The sequence below is a fragment of the Peterkaempfera podocarpi genome (genome assembly GCF_042466665.1).
GTDB classification, from domain to species: domain Bacteria; phylum Actinomycetota; class Actinomycetes; order Streptomycetales; family Streptomycetaceae; genus Peterkaempfera; species Peterkaempfera podocarpi.
Genome location: NZ_CP162102.1, coordinates 8,580,890 through 8,600,683 on the forward strand (window position 1 = coordinate 8,580,890; position 19,794 = coordinate 8,600,683).

The 19,794-nt window shown below is 69.4% G+C and carries 24 protein-coding genes and 2 pseudogenes; 18 read left to right on the forward strand and 8 right to left on the reverse strand.

Annotation, left to right across the window (positions count from 1 at the left end):
* The first annotated feature begins 117 nt into the window (after window positions 1–117).
* The 4 genes from AB0761_RS37325 (at window position 118) to AB0761_RS37340 (ending at window position 2,565) form a co-directional block, all read left to right on the forward strand.
* Entirely contained in the window at window positions 118–552 is a 435-nt protein-coding gene (locus tag AB0761_RS37325; RefSeq protein WP_377273715.1) for a hypothetical protein, read from the forward strand.
* A complete protein-coding gene (locus tag AB0761_RS37330) occupies window positions 483–1,202 on the forward strand; it encodes a Ku protein (RefSeq protein ID WP_377273716.1) in 720 nt (239 codons plus the stop codon). The genes AB0761_RS37325 and AB0761_RS37330 overlap by 70 nt, the downstream gene beginning before the upstream one ends.
* A gap of 170 nt (window positions 1,203–1,372) precedes the next feature.
* Complete coding sequence (locus AB0761_RS37335) at window positions 1,373–1,552, forward strand: hypothetical protein (protein WP_377273717.1); 180 nt, start codon at window positions 1,373–1,375, stop codon at window positions 1,550–1,552.
* 476 nt (window positions 1,553–2,028) lie between these two features.
* Window positions 2,029–2,565, forward strand: a complete 537-nt coding sequence (locus AB0761_RS37340) for a ribonucleoside-diphosphate reductase (RefSeq protein ID WP_377273718.1) — start codon at window positions 2,029–2,031, stop codon at window positions 2,563–2,565.
* A 248-nt stretch (window positions 2,566–2,813) separates the two neighbouring features.
* On the opposite strand, the gene AB0761_RS37345 is transcribed toward AB0761_RS37340, so the two are convergent.
* Window positions 2,814–3,326 (reverse strand): DoxX family protein, encoded by a 513-nt coding sequence (locus tag AB0761_RS37345; RefSeq protein ID WP_377273719.1) that lies wholly within the window; start codon window positions 3,324–3,326, stop codon window positions 2,814–2,816.
* A 118-nt stretch (window positions 3,327–3,444) separates the two neighbouring features.
* On the opposite strand from AB0761_RS37345, the gene AB0761_RS37350 reads away from it, so the two are divergent.
* The 3 genes from AB0761_RS37350 (at window position 3,445) to AB0761_RS37360 (ending at window position 5,598) form a co-directional block, all read left to right on the forward strand.
* Entirely contained in the window at window positions 3,445–3,966 is a 522-nt protein-coding gene (locus AB0761_RS37350) for a MarR family winged helix-turn-helix transcriptional regulator (protein ID WP_377273720.1), read from the forward strand.
* Between the two features lie 54 nt (window positions 3,967–4,020).
* Window positions 4,021–4,683: an SDR family NAD(P)-dependent oxidoreductase gene (locus AB0761_RS37355; RefSeq protein ID WP_377273721.1), complete on the forward strand. Its 663-nt coding sequence runs from the start codon at window positions 4,021–4,023 to the stop codon at window positions 4,681–4,683.
* Window positions 4,684–4,779: 96 nt separating this feature from the next.
* The gene (locus AB0761_RS37360; RefSeq protein ID WP_377273722.1) at window positions 4,780–5,598 is read left to right on the forward strand and encodes an SDR family NAD(P)-dependent oxidoreductase; all 819 of its coding nucleotides are present in this window, start codon (window positions 4,780–4,782) and stop codon (window positions 5,596–5,598) included.
* A gap of 311 nt (window positions 5,599–5,909) precedes the next feature.
* Here AB0761_RS37360 and AB0761_RS37365 read toward each other — a convergent pair whose 3' ends face one another.
* Window positions 5,910–6,590 carry a maleylpyruvate isomerase family mycothiol-dependent enzyme gene (locus AB0761_RS37365; RefSeq protein ID WP_377273723.1) on the reverse strand — a complete coding sequence of 227 codons (681 nt, stop codon included), beginning with the start codon at window positions 6,588–6,590 and terminating at the stop codon, window positions 5,910–5,912.
* A 39-nt stretch (window positions 6,591–6,629) separates the two neighbouring features.
* Window positions 6,630–6,914 (reverse strand): annotated as a pseudogene (locus AB0761_RS37370) (transposase); the annotation flags it as partial.
* 55 nt (window positions 6,915–6,969) lie between these two features.
* Between AB0761_RS37370 and AB0761_RS37375 the strand changes: the two are divergent.
* Window positions 6,970–7,707 (forward strand): site-specific integrase, encoded by a 738-nt coding sequence (locus AB0761_RS37375; protein ID WP_377273724.1) that lies wholly within the window; start codon window positions 6,970–6,972, stop codon window positions 7,705–7,707.
* Between the two features lie 14 nt (window positions 7,708–7,721).
* On the opposite strand, the gene AB0761_RS37380 is transcribed toward AB0761_RS37375, so the two are convergent.
* Window positions 7,722–8,414 (reverse strand): class I SAM-dependent methyltransferase, encoded by a 693-nt coding sequence (locus AB0761_RS37380; protein WP_377273725.1) that lies wholly within the window; start codon window positions 8,412–8,414, stop codon window positions 7,722–7,724.
* Between the two features lie 161 nt (window positions 8,415–8,575).
* On the opposite strand from AB0761_RS37380, the gene AB0761_RS37385 reads away from it, so the two are divergent.
* The 5 genes from AB0761_RS37385 to AB0761_RS37405 all read left to right on the forward strand — a co-directional run bounded on the left by AB0761_RS37385 (window position 8,576) and on the right by AB0761_RS37405 (window position 12,279).
* On the forward strand, window positions 8,576–8,971 hold the full coding sequence (locus AB0761_RS37385) for a DUF932 domain-containing protein (protein ID WP_377273726.1): 396 nt from the start codon (window positions 8,576–8,578) through the stop codon (window positions 8,969–8,971).
* A gap of 389 nt (window positions 8,972–9,360) precedes the next feature.
* On the forward strand, window positions 9,361–9,945 hold the full coding sequence (locus AB0761_RS37390; protein ID WP_377273727.1) for a dihydrofolate reductase family protein: 585 nt from the start codon (window positions 9,361–9,363) through the stop codon (window positions 9,943–9,945).
* A 6-nt stretch (window positions 9,946–9,951) separates the two neighbouring features.
* Window positions 9,952–10,293, forward strand: a complete 342-nt coding sequence (locus tag AB0761_RS37395) for a YciI family protein (protein WP_377273728.1) — start codon at window positions 9,952–9,954, stop codon at window positions 10,291–10,293.
* Window positions 10,290–11,492, forward strand: a complete 1,203-nt coding sequence (locus AB0761_RS37400) for an RNA polymerase sigma factor (RefSeq protein ID WP_377273729.1) — start codon at window positions 10,290–10,292, stop codon at window positions 11,490–11,492. Before AB0761_RS37395 ends, AB0761_RS37400 begins: the two co-directional genes overlap by 4 nt.
* A gap of 598 nt (window positions 11,493–12,090) precedes the next feature.
* A complete protein-coding gene (locus AB0761_RS37405) occupies window positions 12,091–12,279 on the forward strand; it encodes a hypothetical protein (protein WP_377273730.1) in 189 nt (62 codons plus the stop codon).
* On the opposite strand, the gene AB0761_RS37410 is transcribed toward AB0761_RS37405, so the two are convergent.
* Window positions 12,219–13,181, reverse strand: a complete 963-nt coding sequence (locus AB0761_RS37410) for a LysR family transcriptional regulator (protein WP_377273731.1) — start codon at window positions 13,179–13,181, stop codon at window positions 12,219–12,221. The genes AB0761_RS37405 and AB0761_RS37410 overlap by 61 nt on opposite strands.
* Window positions 13,182–13,313: 132 nt before the next feature.
* Here AB0761_RS37410 and AB0761_RS37415 point away from each other — a divergent pair.
* The 4 genes and pseudogenes from AB0761_RS37415 to AB0761_RS37430 all read left to right on the forward strand — a co-directional run.
* Window positions 13,314–13,622, forward strand: a pseudogene (locus AB0761_RS37415) (FAD-dependent oxidoreductase); the annotation flags it as partial.
* A 154-nt stretch (window positions 13,623–13,776) separates the two neighbouring features.
* The gene (gene nadC, locus AB0761_RS37420; protein ID WP_377273732.1) at window positions 13,777–14,670 is read left to right on the forward strand and encodes a carboxylating nicotinate-nucleotide diphosphorylase; all 894 of its coding nucleotides are present in this window, start codon (window positions 13,777–13,779) and stop codon (window positions 14,668–14,670) included.
* A complete protein-coding gene (locus tag AB0761_RS37425; protein WP_377273733.1) occupies window positions 14,658–15,530 on the forward strand; it encodes a PhzF family phenazine biosynthesis protein in 873 nt (290 codons plus the stop codon). Before nadC ends, AB0761_RS37425 begins: the two co-directional genes overlap by 13 nt.
* A gap of 106 nt (window positions 15,531–15,636) precedes the next feature.
* Entirely contained in the window at window positions 15,637–15,930 is a 294-nt protein-coding gene (locus AB0761_RS37430; protein WP_377273734.1) for a DUF1330 domain-containing protein, read from the forward strand.
* A gap of 323 nt (window positions 15,931–16,253) precedes the next feature.
* Here AB0761_RS37430 and AB0761_RS37435 read toward each other — a convergent pair whose 3' ends face one another.
* From AB0761_RS37435 to AB0761_RS37445, 3 genes are all read right to left on the reverse strand, one after another.
* Window positions 16,254–17,213, reverse strand: coding sequence for a phosphotransferase family protein (locus AB0761_RS37435; protein WP_377273735.1), 960 nt, complete (start codon window positions 17,211–17,213; stop codon window positions 16,254–16,256).
* 73 nt (window positions 17,214–17,286) lie between these two features.
* Window positions 17,287–17,856, reverse strand: coding sequence for a maleylpyruvate isomerase N-terminal domain-containing protein (locus tag AB0761_RS37440; RefSeq protein ID WP_377273736.1), 570 nt, complete (start codon window positions 17,854–17,856; stop codon window positions 17,287–17,289).
* Window positions 17,857–18,080: 224 nt separating this feature from the next.
* Window positions 18,081–18,809, reverse strand: a complete 729-nt coding sequence (locus tag AB0761_RS37445) for a TetR/AcrR family transcriptional regulator (protein WP_377273737.1) — start codon at window positions 18,807–18,809, stop codon at window positions 18,081–18,083.
* A gap of 89 nt (window positions 18,810–18,898) precedes the next feature.
* On the opposite strand from AB0761_RS37445, the gene AB0761_RS37450 reads away from it, so the two are divergent.
* Complete coding sequence (locus AB0761_RS37450; protein ID WP_377273738.1) at window positions 18,899–19,792, forward strand: SDR family oxidoreductase; 894 nt, start codon at window positions 18,899–18,901, stop codon at window positions 19,790–19,792.
* Window positions 19,793–19,794 lie beyond the last annotated feature (2 nt).

Consider the following 19,794-nt stretch of genomic DNA (forward strand, 5'->3'; position numbering starts at 1 on the left):
GTCGCGGAGGTGGTCGCTTCGGTCGCCTGGATGCTTCCGCCGTCCAGGTGGGCCTCCCTTCGCCCAGGCCTTGGAATTCGGTTGCTGCCAGCCCAGCGTCTGCGCTGATACTTCGGCATGAGCAGATTCGCACAGGTCATCGTGTTGGCACCGTACGCAGAGGACGTGATGGAGCCACTGACGCGGCCGGATGACTCACGCACCTGGCGCGGCTGCTTCAAGCGGATCGAAATGTACGGCGATGGGTGGGTGATCGATTTCGAGCGAGTGCGCCCTCGATCGGGGCTGCTTCGGCATCTGGAGTCCCTGACCTGGCCGTATCCGGCGAGTGTGCAGGTGCTCATCCATGACGAGGAGGACGACTGCTTCGGGGTGTGGATGATGCGCGACGGCGTGTTGGCCGAAGTGCCGCTCCCGGGCCATAGGCGCCTGCATGGCCCGGCACCGGCAACCGATGAATTTCCGCCCGACCCGGGCCTGCTGTGGCGGACAGAGACAGCCGTGCCCACCGGCTTCTCAACGGACCGCCAGGACCAGCGCCCCGCCTGGTAAGCCGAGCCAGCAACTGCAAGTCGACCGAAGTCCGACCGATACCGGAGGTCAGGCCGACATCACGAGTTCAAGTTCAGTACCTCGGCGCAGACGGGGCCGCAGCCGGCCGCCCGTACGTCCTGCTGCGGGACGCTCTCGTCGAGTCGGGGCAGGTCGCGATCTGCCGGGTGGCCGTGCGCAGCCGTGAGTCGCTGGCCGTCCTCCACGTCCGAGATGACGTGCTGGTGCTCCACACCCTGCTGTGGCCGGACGAGATCCGCCCCACCGCGGGCATCGCCCCCGTTGCGCCCGAGCTGCGCCGCCAGGAGCTGCAGATGGCCCGCTCCCTGATGCAGGTCATCTCGGAGGACTTCCGCCTCGAGGAGCAGCGTGACGAGTACCGGCACGCGCTGGAGCAGGTTGTCGAGGCCAAGCTCGCCGGTGTTGAGCCGCCGCACGCGCCGGGGGCCCGGGTGCTTCCGGCCGGGGTGGTGGACCTGATGGCTGCGTTGCAGGCCACGGTGGATGAGGCGAGGGCGCACCGCCATGGCGACGAGGCACCGTCGGCATCTCCGCAGGGGAAAACGCAGCGGAAGCACAAGGGCGAGGCGACCGGCGCGCAGAAGAAGGCGGCAGCGAAGAAGCCGGCCCGCAGGCATAGCGCCGGGTAGGCGAGTGGAAGCCCGGCGCCGAGGTGGCCCTGGGTGCGGCGTCGGCATCCCATGTACTCCAGGGCCGTCAGGGGAACGGGGGAGGAGGTGTTGGACACGGCCATCATGTCGCCACGGTCGCCTATGGCCGGCTGGGCGGCGGGTATCCGCGGCGCTGCATGGAATGCCGGATGACCTCGATCCCTGCGACCGAGATGTACGAGGCGCTCTTCGGCGCCACCGAGGACAACGGCCGCACCCAGGAGCAGTGGGCCAAGAGTGACAACCACTCCGGAAGTGGGATCTGGTCGGGCCGGCTGGCCGGCCTTCCGGTGCAGGGTCCTGGCCCGGCTGGAGTACCTGCGCTGTGAGCACCCTGAGGTGTTCGTACGCTCCCTTCCCAAGGTCACTGCTGCTATCTGACGTCCCGCCAGGCAATGTCGCGTCCGCCCCCCGGAGGATGACCAGTGGTCCTTGGCGCCGTCGACTTCGGGCTGCCGACTCCCGCGATCCACCGGGCTGGCCGCGAACTCCCATGGCCGCGCCTCCTCGCCGGAACCGCTGCCGTGGTCAGGGATTGGTCGGCCGTCGCGTGTAGCCCCGTCGCGTCCGCTGACGCCCGGTCGGCAATCCCTGCCGGAGGGCGCCGGCACGAGATCGCCTCCCCGCGAGTCGCTGTGGCGCGGCACCGCTGGCGGATCCTGTCCCGTGCGGCGCGCCGGAGTTGGCGGTACACAACCGGCGCCCTTACGTTAAGACCACTACATGTAGTAGCGATGTCGCATTCTCGCCCCACACATTGTGGTGCGGCTCCCGTCTGCCCTATCGATCTGGTAAGGACCTCTTGATGGCGCAACGATCTGTGGAAACCTCGGCGCCTGTGTTCAGCGACGGCTCGGTGGCGCTGCCCCGCCCCTTGCAGCGGCCTCCGCGTCGGCTGCACTCGCACACCACATCGTTCACGGTCGGCGAGGGCAAGGGGTACCTGACGGTGGCCCGCACCGCCGACGGTCAGCCGGCGGAGGCTCTGATCCGGATGGCCAAGCAGGGGTCGACACTGGCGGGGATGATGGACGCCTTCTCCACCACGATCACCCGTGGTCTGCGCCACGGCGTGCCGCTCGAGGTGTTCTGCGTCGACTACGTGGGCATGCGGTTCGCACCCGCCGGACTGACGAACGATCCGGATATCCGCCAGGCCAGCTCGGTTATGGACTACGTCGGACGGCGCCTGGCGCTGGACTACCTGCCGTACGAGGTCCGAGTCGGCATGGGTGTGCTGACCGCCGAAGAGCGTCGGACGAAGGAGGCCCTGGACGGCGTCGACGACGCGGTGTGGTCGGACTTCGTCGGGCTGGCCATGTCGGTGCCGAGCGCGCGGTGACGCCGCAACGCGGCGGGGCCGGTTGCAGGGATCGCGCTCTGGCAACCAGCCCGCCGCCTTTTGCTCACCCTCCGAACCAACTGGGCGCGACCGCCAACGCGGTGCCGATATCCCGCACGATGAGGACCTCCGGCAGCATGTCGAACGAATAGACTGGCTCACCGACGTAGATCACGGGCACGCCGCCGCCAGAGCGCACCCGATCTCGGTGCTCAGCCCGGCGCTGCGCCACGACATGGCCAGGCCGATCAGGATCCGTGACCGCGCTGACTGTCAACAACGCTCGTGGTCAATACACCTGTGAGGTCTGAGCGCACCGCGAAGCTGCCCAAATGACCACGCGCTGGTTCCCCTTGACGGTGTCCAGGTGCGGGCGGGGAAGCTACCGAGAAGACGTGTGGGCCGAAGCGGCCCCGGGCGACCACGGCAGCGAGCGCCAGCAGGACGACGTTCACAGTGATCATCTGGAACTCTCTGCGGCGGCCGTGGGTGACGGTCGCGCCGATCATCAGTACCACGAGTCCGGGAGCGGCCACGGGAGCCAGGATCTCCCCGACGCCGACCAGGGGCGGGAGGATCAGGCCCAGATCGGCAAGGACCTCCAGAGCGCCGATCAGCTTGACCGGGCCGGCGCCGAAGTCCGCGGCCCAGCCCGGCCCGGAAGCTGCCAGCTGCTCCGGGGTGCGGCTGAGCTTCATCGCTCCGGCCACCATGAACACCGCCGCCAGCACACCCGCGACGATCCACAAGAAGACGTTCATCGGGACCCACCACTCCACTCAGAAACTTCAAGGTTGGATCAACCATGCCCGAGCATATGCTTCAAGCTAAGAGCAATCCGGTTCATCATTCATTCCATGCTTGGAGTATGTTGGGGGCATGGAAGACGCACAGGACTCCGCCGGGCCGCGCTGGCTCGACGCCGACGAGCAGCAGCAGTGGTACGCGTTCGCCTACGTGCTGACCCAGCTCCCGGCTGCGCTGGAATCGCAGATGCAGCGCGACGCGGGGATCGCCCACTTCGACTACATGGTGCTGTCCGCGCTGTCGATGGCGCCCGAGAGCACCCTGCGGATGAGCGAGCTGGCCCGGTACGCGGGCAGCACGCTCTCCCGGCTGTCGAACGTGGTCATCCGGCTGGAGAAGCGCGGCTGGGTACGCCGCCACCCCGACCCCTCCGACGGCCGAGCCACGCTGGCCACCCTTACCAACGACGGCCAGGACAAGGTCACCGCTGCGGCCCCCGGGCACGCGGCGACGGTACGCCGCTTGGTCTTCGACCCGCTCACCAAGGCACAGCAGCGTCAGCTCGGCTCCGTCTCCCAGCGCATCCTCGGCGCCCTGGAGGCACCGTGCCCCACCGACTGGCCCGGCGCCACCCCACCGGCCGACCAGAACTGACCTCCGCCCGGCCATCCGGCCGCGCTCGCGACCCCTACTCGTTCAGGAGTGCGCATGCCCACCATCGCCATCGTCGGAGCCGGCCCCGGGCTCGGCCTGTCCATCGCCAAGGTCTTCGGCGGCCACGGCTTCGACGTCGCCCTGATCTCCCGCAGCAAGGACAAGCTCGACGCACTGGTCTCTGACCTCGCCGAGGCCGGCATCACCGCGGAAGGCTTCCCCGCCGACGTCGCGGACCCGGCCCAGCTCTCCGGCGCGCTCCAGGCGGCGATCGGACGGTTCGGACGGATCGACGTCCTGGAGTTCTCCCCGCACCCCGGCCTGTCGATGACCTCACCCAAGGACGTGACCGTCGAGAACCTGCGCCCGCAGGTCGACGCGCTGCTCTACGGCGCGGTCGCGGCGGTCCAGGCGGTGCTCCCGGGGATGCTGGAGGCCGGTTCCGGCACGCTGCTGTTCAGCACCGGCGGCGGTGCGATCAACCCCTACCCGATGCTCGCCGACGTCAACATCGCCCAGGCCGGCCAGCGGAACTGGGCGATCAACCTGCACAACACCCTCGCGGAGTCGGGCATCTACGCGGCCAACGTCGCCATCAACCTCCTGATCGGCACCCAGGCTCCCGAAGGTGTTCCCCATCGCGCGCCCGACGAGATCGCCCTCGACTACTGGACGCTGCACACCACCCGCACCCAGGCCGAGCACTTCGTCGCCTGAACCCAGCCAGCGCACCGCCTACGGGCTGCCCACGGGCGCCCACCGGTCCTCACCCCCGTCGACCGGTCAGCGCCCGCCCCTTTTCCCGGGAGCATCATGAAGACCATCGTCATCGCCGGCGGCAACAGCGGCATCGGCCGCCAAGCCGCCCGCGACCTCCTCGCGGACGGCCACCGGCTCGTCCTGGCAGGCCGCGACCCGAGCAAGGGTGAGGCCGCCCTCGCTTCCTTCGGCACCGCCAGAGACCGGGCGTCCTTCCTCGCGGCCGACCTGTCCACCCACGACGGCGTCCGTGAAGCCGCCGGTCGCATCCTCGACGAGCACCAGAGCCTCGACGCCCTCGTCCACACCACCGGGGTGCTCACCATGCAGGAGAGCCGCACGGCCGACGGGCTCCACCCGTTCTTCGCGGTCAACTACCTCAGTCGCTACCACCTCACCCAGCTCCTCCTGCCTGCCCTCCGCCGGTCCGAGCGGCCCACCGTGCTGATGATGACCGCCGCCGTCCCGCCGACCAACGACGCCGACTTCACCCGCTTCCCCGAGTTCGCCCCGTTCAACTTCGGCCGCGACCGCAAGCCGGTCCAGCTTGCCAACCACCACTACGCCGCCCACCTCACCCGCGCCGAACCCGGCCTCGCCGCCGGAGTTATCAACGCGGGCGCCGTGAAGACCGACATCATGCGTGCCACCCCCTGGTACATGCGCGCCGGCGCCAAGATCCTCGGACCGGTCGTCTTCGACTCCGTCGAGACCGCCGCCCACAACGTGGTCGAAGCGACGCGACGCGACGACTGGAAGACACCCCACTACTGGGGAAAGCCCGGCCGCTTCGAACAGCACACACCGATCACCCTCAACAACACGACCACCCAGCACCTCATGGACACCAGCAACAGCCTCACCTGCGCCTGACCGACCGTCTCGGCAGTCCGAACCCGCGCGCCGCAAGCCCCCAACCGGGCTCGAGGCGCGCGGGTTTCTGCATATCAACTTCCTGGATTCCGCAAACCCGCGCGCTGCCGACTGGGTGATGGCGAAGATCCGCCAGGGCGAGGTTGGACACCGCGGTGCCGAGCGCAGGCTGACCGCGCTCGGGGCGCGGCCGCGCCGGCCTGATGAGCCCAGGGGGCGTGGTTGACGGAGGCGCTGGAGGCTGTCTCAAAACCTGTGGACGGAGAAGACCCGGACGGTGTCGGGCTGCGATTGCGGAGGTCAGGGGCTTCTCATCCCAGTGTGAGCCAGGTGGTACCCAGCCTGGCGATCTGGGAGGACTCTTCCGGCTCCAGCGGTTCTCGTCCGGTGATCTTGCGAAGAAACCGGGCACGGCTCCAACCCAGCTCGGTCATCCCGCCCGTGTCCGGTCCGGCGAGAAGTTCCAGCAGCAGATCTCCGGCTGGCGACGTCAGCCATGCCTCACGTTCAAGCGCATCGGCCAAGTCGACCCCGTGCACGGCGACTTCGAAGACGCGCGTCAGCATGAAGTCGGCGAGCAACATGGCGTCGCCGTGCCGTGTCCGCACCACCCGGCGCTCCGGCTCCTTCCGGCACAGCCCCTGCGCCTTCCGCCAGGTTTGGGTGAAGTCGGCGACGAGCTCGGCTCCTGAGCGATGACGAGCGGCGCGATCTCGTCCCAACTCGATGCGGGCCGCGTTGGTCGCGGTGCTGAAGCGGCGGTCCGGCCTGTAGTACTCGGTCGCGGAGACCTCCGGGATCTCGGGAGCCTGACCTTCGATCATGTCGGGCACCCAGTCCAGGACGACGCAGACATGGCCCAGCAGTTCACGGGCAGACCACGGTGAGCACCGTGTTGGGCGGTTCCACGCCGCTTCCGGTAGCCGCGCGACTCCCGGGCCGAGCGCCTCGGCCTCTGTCTCGAACGCGTCCAACACCCGGGCGAGATCCATGATCGTCAGGCTACCAGCGGGCCCCGTACCGGCCTGCGGTCAGGCTGCAGCCGCAGTTTCCGGACGTTCGACCAGGAGACCGTTCTCGAACCTGGCGCCGGCGCGGACGAGGGGGACCAGGTGGGTGCCGGTGATCGCCCGCCAGCGGGTCTGGGCGGACTCGACGAGCTTGAACACCATCGCGAGGGCGGCGGCCGGGCTGCCGGCGCCGCGGGTGACCTTGGTGCGGAGCTTGACGGTGGAGAACGTGGACTCGATGGGGTTGGTGGTCCGCAGGAGGGTCCAGTGTTCGGTCGGGAAGTCGTAGAACGCCAGCAGTTCCTCGCGGTCCTCCGCGATCATCCGCCGACACGCTCGCACCGGGCGGCCGATCCCCCTCGTGACTCGCTACGACCCGCACGACAAGGTCTGGAGCCCTCCGATGCCGTTCCTGTTCCAGCGACAGAACGGCACGGTTCCCGCAGTCTTCAACATCGGCACGATCCAGAAGATGATCGAGCGGCGCTGCCTCGCCCTCGCCGAAGTTCACCCCGGCTTCAAGGGGCTGAAGTTCACCCCGCACGACTTCCGCCGGATCTTCATCACCGAACTCGTCAACAGCGGCCTGCCCATCCACATCGGCGCGGCCCTCCTCGGACACCTGAATGTCCAGACCACTCGCGGCTACGTCGCGGTGTTCGACGAAGACGTCATCCGCCACTACCTGGAGCACCTGGAACACCGGCGCCAGATCCGTCCCACCGACGAATACCGGGACACCACCTCGGACGAGTGGACCGAGTTCGAGGAGCACTTCGACCGCCGCAAGGTCGAACTCGGCTCCTGCGGACGCCCCTACGGCACCCCCTGCCAGCACGAACACGCCTGCATCCGCTGCCCGATGCTGCACGTCAACCCCAAGATGCTGACCCGACTCGCAGAGCTGGAAGCCGACCTACTCAACCGCCGAACACGCGCCGAAGCCGAGGGCAAGGCCGGCGAGACAGAAGGTATCGACCTCACTCTCACGTTCCTCCGCGCCAAGCGCGAGGAAACCCAACGACGAGCCCGACGCCCCGCCGTCGACCTAGGCATCCCCAAACCACGAACCGACCCCTCAACTCGGGAGACCCTTTGACCAGTCACATACCCCTAGACCGCCTGACCCGCCCGCACCCATGTCCGGTCCTGTGTCAGGTACTCGTCCACCTTCAGGCCCACCTCCGCGAGCGCCGCCTCGAACTGGTCCTTCGTCAGCGGCCTGGACAGGAACGTCTGGGTCCAAGTGGCGTCCGGGAACTCGTACTCCGCATAAACCGAGTTCGCCCCATCACCGGTCGACTCCGCCGACACGATTCGCACGGTGAAACCACTGGGGTCGACACGCTCACGCGGCAGGTTCGTGTGCCACTCCTCCCCCTCACGCTGGATCAGCACGCAGCCGTCCGGCGCAAGATGCCTTACACAGGTACGCAGCAGTGCTCGCCGCACTTCAACATCTCCGGCGTGCACCAGGAACGACGCCAGCATCACCACGTCGAACGCCTCACCAAGGTCCAGTTCCTCGATCGAGCTGAGGATCGTCCGCGCGCCACGGACGCGGTCCAGCATCTCCTGCGACTCGTCCACCGCAGTCACCGAAAAACCCCGTTCGAGGAGAGGGTGAGTCATACGCCCCACGCCGCATCCCAGCTCCAGGATGCGCGCACCAACTGGTACGGCAGCGGCGACGATGTCCGGCTCGGCCCCGACCGGCAGCCGCGAGTAAAGCTCGACCGCGCACCCGTCGGGGGTGACGGCCCCAGGTCCCGTTCCCTGATGTCCCGCTCGCATGTTCAGCTCCATGCCCGTCCAACGGACCCGCCGGGACGAGCGTTCCCCGGGCATGCGGAATTCCTCATTGGACGCCCAGCAGGAGACAACTCGGCACGACCCGCCCTCAGGGATGTCGAAGCCAGGTTGACTGAGAGTCCGGCCACCCTTTCGGGTGAAGTGCAGATAAGCGGGTGGCCCGCCAGGGTCGCTGGCGGGCCACCCGCATCTTCAGAACCTCTACGAGCCGGAGACTTGTCGACCCCTCCCCCGCTCCACCGCGGCGTTCTCCTCGCGGGGCTCACGGCGTTGACTTCTGGACCGAGCCAGTTGAACCACCCGAAACGAAGGCCAACAGACGGGCAGCCAATAGGGAGCCGGGCGCCAGCAACCGGGCCCGCAACAACGCCGCCAAGCGCACCGAGCAGCTCCGAGCCGTCCGCGAGACCGAGACAGGCCGGGTCGGCCACACCGCCTACGCCGCAGAGCGCGCCGTCACCGGCTACCTCGATCACCACAAGACGCTGCGCCCCGGAGGCGCCTTTGACAGCGGCCACCAGGATTTCCCCACGTACGGCCACTTGGCATAGTTGCGCAGAGTAACCGATGGCAGGCCGTGACGATTGGCGTGTTCTCTCGCCCGTTATGCCGAGGTGTCATGGCTGGTCTCTGACCCAGTGGTCGCCCACCGTTCCGGCCACCCGTGGATCCGGGCCACTACCGGGGCGACGCGCCGGGCGTCGGCTCCAGCCGGGGCTTGCCGATCCTGGCGTGTGGCTGCTGGGATCGCCGAGGGCAGGTGCGGCGGTTCGGCTGGGGCGGCTTGGGCGCGTGTCCGCGCCGGTTGCCTGATGCTGCCTGGGGTGATGATCTTGGTGGGAAAGAAAATCTCGCGCAGGTGTCGATTTGGCCCTTGGCCGTACGTGTAGGGGGTGAACGGGCCGTAGAGGAGTGGTCCGCAGGAGCAAGGGAGTATCTGATGCGCAAGGTCAACGCCACGCTGTCCATCACCGTCGACGGGGTCGTCCAGGGTCTGGGTCGTCCGGACGAGGACACCCGCGGCGGCTTCACCCACGGTGGCTGGGGCGGCCCGTACAACGACGCCGTCATGGGCCAGGAGATGGGCAAGAGCATGAGCAGGCCCACCGACATGCTGTTCGGCCACCGGACCTGGGCGGACTTCATCACCGCCTGGGGCATCCGCACCGACGGGAACCCGTTCACCACGCACATGAACGCGGCCACCAAGTACGTGGTCTCCCGGACGCTGGAGAACGCCGACACTTGGCAGAACTCGATCCTGCTGTCCGGCGACGCAGCCGAGACGGTGGCCAAGCTCAAGGCCGAGGACGGCAAGGATCTCACGATCATCGGCAGCGTCTCGCTGGTCCGCGACCTGCACGCGGCCGGCCTGGTCGACACCTACCAGCTGCTGATCCACCCGCTCACCCTGGGCACCGGCACCCGGCTGTTCGAGGGCCCGCTGCCGCTGACCGAGTTCGAGCTCACCGGTAGCGTCTCCACCACCAAGGGCGTGATCATCGCCAACTACACCCGCAAGTAGGAACCCATGACGAAGTACCTCCTGTCGATCTACCAGCCCGAAGGCAAGGCGGACCCCGAGGCCATGGCCAAGATCAAGGCCGACCTGCACCAGCTCAACGAGGAGCTGCGCGACAGCGGCTCCTGGGTGTTCACCGGCGGCCTGCACGGCCCGGGCACGGCGACCGTCGTGCACGCGGACGGCCTGCTCACCGACGGCCCCTACGTCGAGGGCAAGGAGCACGTCGGCGGGATCTGGGTGATCACCGCACCGGACCTGGACGCGGCGCTGGAGTGGGGCCGCAGGGCCGCAGCCGCGACGACGCTGCCGATCGAGGTCCGCCCGTTCCAGGATGTCGAACCGTATTGAGCCCGACCCCGGAACAGATCGCGGCCGTGTTCCGCGCCGAGTACGGCAGAGCCGTCGCCGTACTCGTGCGCGGACTCGGCGACATCGGCATGGCCGAGGACGCCGTCGCGGACGCCTTCACCACGGCCCTGGAGCGCTGGCCGGCCGACGGCCTGCCACCCAGTCCGGCCGGCTGGATCATCACCACCGCCCGTAACCGGGCCATCGACCAGCTGCGCCGCGAAGCGGTCCGCGCGCACAAGCACGCCGAGGCACTCCTCGTGCACGCCGGCGACGAACCCGAGGAGGAAGGTCCCGTGCGCGACGACCGCCTGCGGCTGGTGTTCACGTGCTGCCACCCCGCCCTGGCGATGCCCGCGCAGGTGGCCCTCACCCTGCGCCTGCTCGGCGGACTCACCACCACCGAGATCGGCCACGCCTTCCTTGTACCCGAGCCCACGATGGCCCAGCGCCTGGTCCGCGCGAAGGCGAAGATACGCGACGCCAAGATCCCCTACCGGGTACCCTGCGACGCCGACCTGCCCGACCGCCTCCGCGCGGTCCTCGCTGTCCTCTACCTGATCTTCAACGAGGGCTACGTCGCCTCCTCCGGCACCGAACTCGTCCGGGAGGACCTGTGCGCCGAGGCGATCCGCCTCGCCCGCCTCCTGGTCGAGCTGATGCCCGACGAGCCGGAGGCGGCGGGACTCCTCGCGCTGATGCTGCTGATCGACGCCCGCCGCGACGCCCGCACCGACCCGGACGGCGGCTTCGTCCGCCTCGGCGACCAAGACCGCTCCCGCTGGAACGCCGCTCTGGTCGCCGAGGGCCGCACGATCGTCCGGGCGTGCCTGCGCCGCAACCAGCCCGGCCGCTACCAGATCCTGGCCGCGATAAACGCCGTGCACACCGACCCCGTCACCGACTGGACTCAGATCCTCGCGCTCTACGACCAGCTTGTGCTCTTCGACGGGGGCCCGGTCGTCGCACTCCACCGCGCCGTCGCCCTCGCCGAGGTCCACGGCCCGCAGACGGCACTTGACGTAGTCGATGACCTCGACCTCGGGAACTACTACCTGTTCCATGCCATCCGCGGCGACCTCCTCGCCCGCCTCGGACGCACCACGGAAGCTGCGCAAGCCCTCGACACTGCGGCCCAGCTCACCGAGAACCAGTCGGAGCGGGCGTTCCTGGCCGCCCGCCGCAACCTTCTCGGCTAACCGGTCGCTCCTGCCGCCCTACTCAGCGGCAGAGAGGTCACACAAGGTGATATTGATGGCCCGTTGCCTCCCCAGCAGATGGCCGCCAGTGGGGATTGTGAACTGGCCGCTGGCGCGCCTTCCGCGGGAGCGCCACCGCCGCTCGCGCCACCTACCTGCTCGAAGGCACCGACGACGACACCAAGAGCCGCGCCCACAAGCGCCTGCTGTTCCTGCGCAGCCGCTGAACGGGCAGGGCCGCCCCACCGCGCTTCGTACCCAGCGGGGCGGCCACAGGTCACCATCCCCACCGCGCGTGCGTCGCGGCCGGCCGCTGCCTGGACACCGAACTGATCCGCCGATGCCGCAGATCCGGGCGACCACCGTGGCAGCACTCCCGCGGCGCGGCGGGCGCGTCCGTTCCGCCGGCCCCATGTGCCGCCCGGCGCCGGCTTCCCCCTTTATCCCTGAGGGGTCCGGCTGGTACCCCGGCTGGACTGCGCCTCCAGCCCTGCCGCGCCGACGGCCTGAAAGAAGCAGTCGTTGAGGACGCCGGGATGACGCGTCTTGGCGAGGTGCGTCAGCATCGTGCGCAGGCGCCGCTCGTCCGCGCGGCACGATGTGGGTCCGCCACGAGGTACGGGTGCGGCGCGGCGAACCCCAGCACTTCCGGCGCCCCAAGGTCGGCGACCTGACGCTGGTCATCGAGGTCATGCGATTCGGCGACGACGGCCGGCGGATGACGGTCTACCAGGCCGAGCCCGGCAGCGCCGACGAGGCGGCGCTCGGGAAGCTCGCCGCGCTCTGACCGGGTCCACCGATGACGCCGTCATCGGATGAGCGGCCGCCCGAGCGAGCCAACAACCCCGCCCAAGGGCTGTCGCCGAGAGCGACCAGGACGAAGCGTTCGCGCGGCGGGTCGGACACAAACGGTCGCCATGCCATCCCGCCATCCGCCGCGACGGCGGTCCGGGCTCGCAGGGTGATCAGGTTCTGGCTGTGGCGCAGGTGGTGGCGGTACAGGGCCCGACTGTGCGCGTCGACGGTACGTAGCCGTGGTGACCAGCCGTGGCCGGCTAGGTGGGCCAGGACGCCTTCGACGAAGTGCGGGTTGCGCTCGGCCGGGAACCACAGCAGTTCCTGGCCCGCGAGGTCGGCCCAGGACAGGGCCGCGTGGTCGGCCAGCGGATGGTCGGGGCGCAGCAGCACGCCAAGCGGCTCGTCGGCCAGGGTCAGCGTGGCCAGGTCGTCGATGTCGTGGAAGACGCGCATCACCCCGAAGGCCAGGGTGCCGGCCCGCAACAGGTCGAGCTGCTGCGGGGAGTCGGCCTCGGCGAACTCGACGTCCAGGTATCCGTCTTCGGCCAGGACCCGCTCGACCCGCGCCAGCAGGTGCTCCGGAACGGTGCCGCAGACCCCTACGTGCACCGGACAGCGCGCGTCGCGCGCCTGCACCAGCGACGACTCGATCTCGGCCAGGGTACGACTGGCGCTCGCGTACAGGATCCGGCCGCCCTCGGTCAGCTCCATCCCCTTGGGCCTGCGGTGGAACAGCTTGGCCCCGACTCGGCGTTCCAGGGCGCTGATCTGCTGGCTCAGGCTGGGCTGCGCGATCCGCAGCACCCGTGCGGCCTCCGTGATCGTGCCCTCCTCGGCGACGGCGACGAAGTAGCGGAGATGACGAAGTTCGACGCCTTGGTGGTCGTGCATGTCCGCTCCTTGCGCTCGCGATAGGTCCGAGCCTATGGGGCGGCCTCGTGGAGCTATTGGCGTGGACCGGATCGCGGGGGTTCTACTGGGGCCGAAGATTCGATCCGGTCCTGTTGAACGGAGCAACTCGTCATGGACGATCCCTCTTCCCACGCCGGCGTCGGGTTCGTTGCCGCCGCTACCCACTATGACGCCGTCGTCCTCGGCCCCGGACCTGGCGGCTACACCGCGGCCATCCGCGCGACACAGCCGGGGCTGCGCACTGCGGTTGTCGAGGCCAAGTACTGAGGCGGCGTGTGCCTCAACGTCGGTTGTATCCCATCCAAGGCCCTGCTGTGCAACGCCGAACTGGCACACAACATCACCAAGGAGGCCGACCCGTTCGGCATCCGCTCCGAGAGCCCCATCAGCCTCGACTACCGCGTGGCGTTCCAGCGCTCCTGCCCGAGCTGACGCCGGCGCGGATGTGGGATCTCACAGCGTACGAGATCGCCAGGAACATCCATGCCCACCCGACGCTCGGGGAAGCCGTCAAGGAAGCCGTCCACGGCCTCGTCGGTCCGATGATCAATCTCTGAGAGCTGAGGAACCACCAATGAAGATCGCCGATTTTCCCGCGTCGGCGGCGCGGGCCAGTGTGGCGGCCGCCTTGACGGAGGACAGGGCCGCCGACGACATCACCACCTTGTGGAGCGTCCCGGCCGATCTGATCGCCACCGCCGAGATCAGCACCCGCCAGCCCGGTGTCGCCGCCGGAATCCCCGTGGTCCACGAAGTCTTCGCCCAAACCGACCCGGAGGTCGAGGTCGAGACTCTGGTCGCGGACGGCGAGCGAGTGCAGACCGGGGACGTCCTGGTGCGGCTGACCGGATCGGCTCGCAGCCTGATCACCGCCGAGCGCACGGTGCTGAACTTCCTGCAGCGCCTGTGCGGCATCGCCACCGTCACCGACGGCTTCGTCCAAGCCGTGGCCGGAACCCCGGCGCGGATCCTGGACACCCGCAAGACCGCCCCGGGGCTGCGGGCGCTGGACAAGTACGCCGTCACCGCCGGCGGCGGCAGCAACCACCGGCTCACCCTGGCGGCGATGGTCCTGCTGAAGGAGAACCACATCACCGCGGCCGGCGGGGTGACCGCGGCGATCAATGCGGTCCGGAAGGGAATGGCCGATTCCGGGACGAGCGTGCCGATCGACGTCGAAGTGCAGACCGTCGCGCAGGCCCGCGAAGCCATGGAAGCGGGAGCCGGCTGGCTCATGCTCGACAACATGGAGGTGGCCGACATCGAAGAAGTGACGCGCATGAGGGCCGGCAGTTCCGGCGGTTCGGAGATCCTCCTGGAGGCCTCCGGCAACGTCACCCTGGACCGGGTTCGGGCCCTTGCCGACGCCGGCGTCGACCTCATCTCGATCGGCGCCCTGACGCACAGCGCGCCCGCGCTCGACCTGACGATGCTGCTCACGATGGACGCGGCGCCATGCCCGAGGTGACTATCGTCGACGCGTGCCGGCGGCAGGGCCAGGGCGGCAGTCCGACCGCCGTGCTCGACGACGCGCCCTTCACCGATGCCGAGCGACGGCGCATCCCTGCTGCGACAGGCACCTCGCACGCGGTCTTCATCGCTGCGGTGGACGGCGAGGATCAGGCTCGACCGTCGTATCGGCTCCGGTTCTTCACCGGCGAAGGCGAGTTGCCCGCCTGCGGTCACGGCACAGTCGCCGCACTGGCGCTGCTCGCTCTGCGCCACAGCGGCGACGCCGATTACCGGGCCGCGCTGCACACCACACGTCGCGTATTCGAAGGCTGGGCGAAGCGAGAACACGACGGCCTGACGGCCACTTTCGACCCGGGCCCGATCAGCGCGCGGGACGCCGGGGAACCCGAACTCCGGGCGATCGCGACGGCCCTCGGCCTGATGAACGAAGCCCTTCCCGACGGCGCCTGCGTGGCCTCACCCGGCCGGCCACGGCTGCTGGTACCCGTGCGATCGCGCACCGTGCTGGCCGAACTCCGTCCGGACTTCACGGCACTGCGCCGTGCCTGTGACCGCTACGGACTGCTGGGCTGCTACGCCTACTCGATCCCCGATGCGGACGGTCGGGCGGCGGCGCGGATGTTCGCCCCGTCGATCGGCGTCCCCGAGGATGTCGCCAACGCCAACAGCACCGCATGTCTGGCCGTGTATCTCGCGGATCAGGGCGTCACCGGCATCGCGGTCGACATGGGCGATCACCTCGGCCATCCGTCCACGATCACCGCCAACGCACAACGCAGCGCGTCCGGCACCCTGATCCGCCTGGGCGGCGCCGCAGAAATCGCGCGCGCTGTCCGCCTTCCCCGGCTCGGCTGACACGAAGGCGGCTCGCGGTGGTCAGCAGACCAACGAGGACGGCCGCCGACGCTCGTCCGAGACCAACCCGTACGTCAGATGCACTCATCCCCACACTGGAGATTCCATGCCCAAGGGCTACTGGGTCAGCGTCTACCGCACCATTTCAGACCCTGAGAAGCTGGCTGCTTACAACAAGCTGGCCGGTCCGGCCGTCGCGGCCGGGGGCGGTCGGACCTTCGTCCGTGGCGGTCGGGTCGTGGCGCATGACGCCGGAATCGCCGAGCGCACCGTCCTGATCGAGTTCGACAGCTTCGAGCAGGCCGTCGCGGCACACGAGAGCGCGGCCTACCAGGAGGCGCTGGTCACCCTCTCCGACGGCGTCGAGCGCGACTTCCGCATCGTCGAAGGCATCGACTGACCGAGGTCCAGTCAGATCTGCACTCTGGCTGCCTCGCAACCCGGTTCCCTCGCGCCCGCATTGGCTCGCGCGCCGACAGGCGGACCCTTCCGGGGTGAAGATGAAGCCGTCCCTGAACAGGAGGGTACCGCCGTCCCGGAAGGCCCAGAGGGCGGGTTCGCCATGGACGGAGGCCGACGACGGGCTTGGGCTCGGGACGAAGCTGTTCCAGAGGTGGAAGCAGAGCAGGCCGTCATGCGCGTGGTGGGTGGGGAGGCTGCGGTTGCTTGCGAGGGCTCTCTACGTGCTCGGGAAGAGGGCCGGTCAGGCGCCGATCGGTCCAGTCACGGGGATTCAGTGGTGGGCGGGTTGAGGACGATCTTGCCCGGTGCGCTGTTCGCCAGCGTAACCACGCTCTCGACGTTGGACCGTACCTCGTCCCAGCGGCGCCGGAAGGTGCAGTAGGCGATGGCATCAAGGCCGATGTGGATGAGGTACGCGTGGAGGCGCTCACGCAGATGCGTCGGGAGCGGGCCGGTGGCGTACCAGTGGGCCAGCAGCTCCGCGTAGATATCGACCGCGCGCCACTGCGGATACCACGGCCACCAGTAGATGAGCCAGGCCGCATCGTAGAGGCTGTCGCCGTACATGCTGTTACCCCAGTCCAGGACCGCAGTGACCGTGTCACCGGCAACGAGGACGTTGCGGCTGAGCAGGTCGCCGTGAATCACGCGGCGCTCGTCGGGCAGATACGGCGCCAGTGCGACGAGCGCTTCCAGACCAGCCTGAATGGGCCCGAGCCCAATCTCGGAGTCGGCCAGCGCCGCTCGCCAGCCGGGCACCCGCGCCGTCTCGGTCCCGATGGCCAGGAGCGCATCCACCCAGGAGTCATACGGAGCCCGCCCATCCGGAGTCCAGATGCCGTAGCCACCAGTGCCGGCAACCTCGATTCTGCCGATGTCGTCAAGCGCGGCCAGCAGGCTCGGCAGGACCAGCGCCACGTCGGCACCGGACAGGTCATCGAACGCGATCCCCTGCGCTCGAGCCGAGATCGCATAGTGCCAGCCGTCGACCACGCCCCTCGCCGGCACCGGCGGGACGGGCAGGTCGGGCCCGGCGAGACGCGCAGCCAGCTCGTCCTTGGCGAAGTCTGCCCCATGCGCGCCGAGGCGCAGCACCATCTCCGCGCCGTCGATGGTCAGCTCGAACGCCTCAGACCAGGCGCCGGCCGCGAGCGGCAGTGGTTCGCTCGCGCGACTCCCGAAGATCGTGTGCACCAGCCGCCGCGCCAGGTCCAGCGTCACGGCTGGGGGAGGCTCAGTCGGCATCCAGCGATGCTGGTGCTGTGACCGCATAGGTTCACCAAGTTAGGTACGTTCACTCGGGCCGTGCTGCCTTCCACGTCCACGACGTTGGGCGGGGCAGACCGCCCAGGTGCCCGCGTCCGGTGCACCACAGCAGCACTCGGACGGGCTCGCCGGGCGGAGCGTCGGGGAACAGCCGGTCGAGCACGGCGGCGCAGAGCGGTGCCGGTGGCAGCCAGTCCACGCCCAATCCGCGGGTGATGTCGTAGGTGTGCAGCAGGATCTCACCGACGCCCATCGCCGCGAACCCCGTCGGGTCGCACGGGCCCCAGTGCCAGGCCCGCAGGGACGGGTCGGCGGTGGCCAGCGCGCCGCCGAGCAGTCCGCCGCAGGCGGCGGCCACCTGCAGCACCACGGCAGGCGAGGCGGTGGGGCGCACGTGCAGATCGAAGGGGAGGTAGGCGTCGGTCGGGCGCACGGCCAGCTGGCCCGCGTAGGCCAGCAGGTCGTGGCCGATGTGCGCGGCCGCCTGCCGGCAGCTCCACTCCAGCGGGCCGGCAGGCACCGTCCAATCCTCGCCCGTGCGAGGCCCCAGTACCTCCAGCATCTCCGCCACGGCGGCCTGCACGTCTTGGTGGTCCATGCGGTTCTCCTCGCAACGCACGTGGTGGTGCGGCTGAGCTGTATTGACCACGAGCGTTGTCAACAGTGGGCGGCGGAGACGTGATCAAGGTTGGCGGCGCGTTATGGGCAAGGGGAAGCCGGCTGGAGCCGTGTGGTCGCCCACCGTCTCATCTCGTGGACGCCGTTTCATCGCACGATCTCTCCTCGGGGGGTTCAGTCTGCACGAGGGCGCCTGACGCGCGATCAGGCATGCGGCGCGCCACCGTCCGCCGCCAGGCGCGTGAGCCACTCACGCAGCAGGCGCTGCTCGGCGTCGCTCAGGACATCGGCGTCGTCGGGGAGGGCGGCACGCAGCGCGCGGGCCGCCGCGGCGGGACCGGACTCCGCGGCGGGGACCGCCGGTTCGGCGCGGGTGACGGCCGCGACCATGGACTCGCGCAGGACGGTCAACAGTGCCGGATTGCGGCGGTCTGCGGGGGTGGAGTGCCAGGTGGTGACCGCGCCCTGGCCGGTTGCCTGGATGATCTGGGCGGCCAGCTCCTCGTCGACCCGCAGCCACCCCCCGGCCGCCAGTCGACGCACCCGCCGATGGAGGATCTTCAAGCCCGCGCGGTGTGCTGCGTCCGATCCCCGGCTGGTGGCCCGGTTCATCACCGCGAACAACTCGGGGCGGGAGACCCCGAACTCGACCACCATGTCCCAGCCGCGGCGCAGCTCCTCCACCGGGTCCTGCGGGGCGGGGTCGGGCTGCGTGCGCTTTCTCTCCAGGAACTGCGCGTAGCCGTGCTCGGCGACAGCCTCAAGAAGCCCCTCCTTGTCGCCGAAGAGGCGGTAGATCGCTGGCGGCTGCATTCCGGCCGCCGCGGCGACCGCGCGGGTGCTCACCGCGTCAGGGCCGCCGTTCTCCAGCAGCTCGACGGCGGCCTCGACGATGCGGCGCCGAGGGCTGTCGGTTGAGTCGCGCGTGGCCATGAACCGATGGTACCGAGGATCTGGTTCCATCGGAATTTCCAGTGTTACCATTTTAGTGATTCCATCGGAAACAACGTCGGGGGAACCCAATGATCATCGTTACCGGAGCCACCGGAAAGCTCGGCCGCCGCACCGTCGAACGCCTCCTGGAGCGCGTCCCCGCCGACCGCGTCGGCGTCAGCGTCCGCGACCCCCGCAAGGCCCAGGACCTCGCCGACCGCGGCGTCCGCGTCCGGCACGGCAGCTTCGACGACCCCGCCTCGCTCGTGCACTCCTTCGAGGGCGCCGAGCAACTACTCCTCGTCTCCCTCGACCGCACGGGCCAGGAGTGCGTCAGCGGCCACCGCGCCGCCATCGACGCCGCCGTGCAGGTCGGCGTCGGCCGCATCCTCTACACCAGCCAGATGGGCGCCGCCCACGACGCCCGCTTCCAGGCATGCCGCGACCACGCCCAGACCGAAGACCTGTTGCGCGCCACCGGCCTGCCCTGGACCGCGCTGCGCAACGGCTTCTACGCCTCCAGCGCCCTGCAGTTCCTGGAGTCCACCCGCCACACCGGCGACATCGCACTCCCCGCCGACGGCCCCGTCGCCTGGACCGGCCACGACGACCTCGCCGAGGCTACCGCGGTGATCCTCGCCGAGGAGGCCCGCTTCGAGGGGCCCACCCCGCCGCTCACCGGCCCGGCGGCACTCGACTTCGACACCATCGCCGAGATCGCGTCCCAGACCACCGGACGGCCCTTCACCCGCACCGTCGTCCCCGACGACGCCTTCCGCGAGCAGATCCTGGCGCACGGCGCCCCGGCCCCGATCGCCGACCTGATGCTGAGCATCTTCGCTGCGGCGAGGAACGGCGAGTTCACCGCTGTCGACTCGACGCTGGCCGAGCTGATCGGGCGAGAGCCCGCCACCTTCCGCACCCAGCTGGAGCGTGCCTGGGCCGAAGAGAACCAGTGGGACGCGCAGACGACCCCGGCCTGACT

Excerpts from the sequence above, each read along its gene's own strand:
- AB0761_RS37325 (WP_377273715.1), top strand. The coding sequence starts at position 118 with ATGAGCAGATTCGCACAGGTCATCGTGTTGGCACCGTACGCAGAGGAC.
- AB0761_RS37335 (WP_377273717.1), top strand. The coding sequence starts at position 1,373 with ATGACCTCGATCCCTGCGACCGAGATGTACGAGGCGCTCTTCGGCGCC.
- AB0761_RS37340 (WP_377273718.1), top strand. The coding sequence starts at position 2,029 with ATGGCGCAACGATCTGTGGAAACCTCGGCGCCTGTGTTCAGCGACGGC.
- AB0761_RS37345 (WP_377273719.1), bottom strand. The coding sequence starts at position 3,326 with ATGAACGTCTTCTTGTGGATCGTCGCGGGTGTGCTGGCGGCGGTGTTC.
- AB0761_RS37350 (WP_377273720.1), top strand. The coding sequence starts at position 3,445 with ATGGAAGACGCACAGGACTCCGCCGGGCCGCGCTGGCTCGACGCCGAC.
- AB0761_RS37355 (WP_377273721.1), top strand. The coding sequence starts at position 4,021 with ATGCCCACCATCGCCATCGTCGGAGCCGGCCCCGGGCTCGGCCTGTCC.
- AB0761_RS37360 (WP_377273722.1), top strand. The coding sequence starts at position 4,780 with ATGAAGACCATCGTCATCGCCGGCGGCAACAGCGGCATCGGCCGCCAA.
- AB0761_RS37365 (WP_377273723.1), bottom strand. The coding sequence starts at position 6,590 with ATGGATCTCGCCCGGGTGTTGGACGCGTTCGAGACAGAGGCCGAGGCG.
- AB0761_RS37380 (WP_377273725.1), bottom strand. The coding sequence starts at position 8,414 with ATGGAGCTGAACATGCGAGCGGGACATCAGGGAACGGGACCTGGGGCC.
- AB0761_RS37390 (WP_377273727.1), top strand. The coding sequence starts at position 9,361 with ATGCGCAAGGTCAACGCCACGCTGTCCATCACCGTCGACGGGGTCGTC.
- AB0761_RS37395 (WP_377273728.1), top strand. The coding sequence starts at position 9,952 with ATGACGAAGTACCTCCTGTCGATCTACCAGCCCGAAGGCAAGGCGGAC.
- AB0761_RS37405 (WP_377273730.1), top strand. The coding sequence starts at position 12,091 with ATGTGGGTCCGCCACGAGGTACGGGTGCGGCGCGGCGAACCCCAGCAC.
- AB0761_RS37410 (WP_377273731.1), bottom strand. The coding sequence starts at position 13,181 with ATGCACGACCACCAAGGCGTCGAACTTCGTCATCTCCGCTACTTCGTC.
- nadC (WP_377273732.1), top strand. The coding sequence starts at position 13,777 with ATGAAGATCGCCGATTTTCCCGCGTCGGCGGCGCGGGCCAGTGTGGCG.
- AB0761_RS37425 (WP_377273733.1), top strand. The coding sequence starts at position 14,658 with ATGCCCGAGGTGACTATCGTCGACGCGTGCCGGCGGCAGGGCCAGGGC.
- AB0761_RS37430 (WP_377273734.1), top strand. The coding sequence starts at position 15,637 with ATGCCCAAGGGCTACTGGGTCAGCGTCTACCGCACCATTTCAGACCCT.
- AB0761_RS37440 (WP_377273736.1), bottom strand. The coding sequence starts at position 17,856 with ATGGACCACCAAGACGTGCAGGCCGCCGTGGCGGAGATGCTGGAGGTA.
- AB0761_RS37445 (WP_377273737.1), bottom strand. The coding sequence starts at position 18,809 with ATGGCCACGCGCGACTCAACCGACAGCCCTCGGCGCCGCATCGTCGAG.
- AB0761_RS37450 (WP_377273738.1), top strand. The coding sequence starts at position 18,899 with ATGATCATCGTTACCGGAGCCACCGGAAAGCTCGGCCGCCGCACCGTC.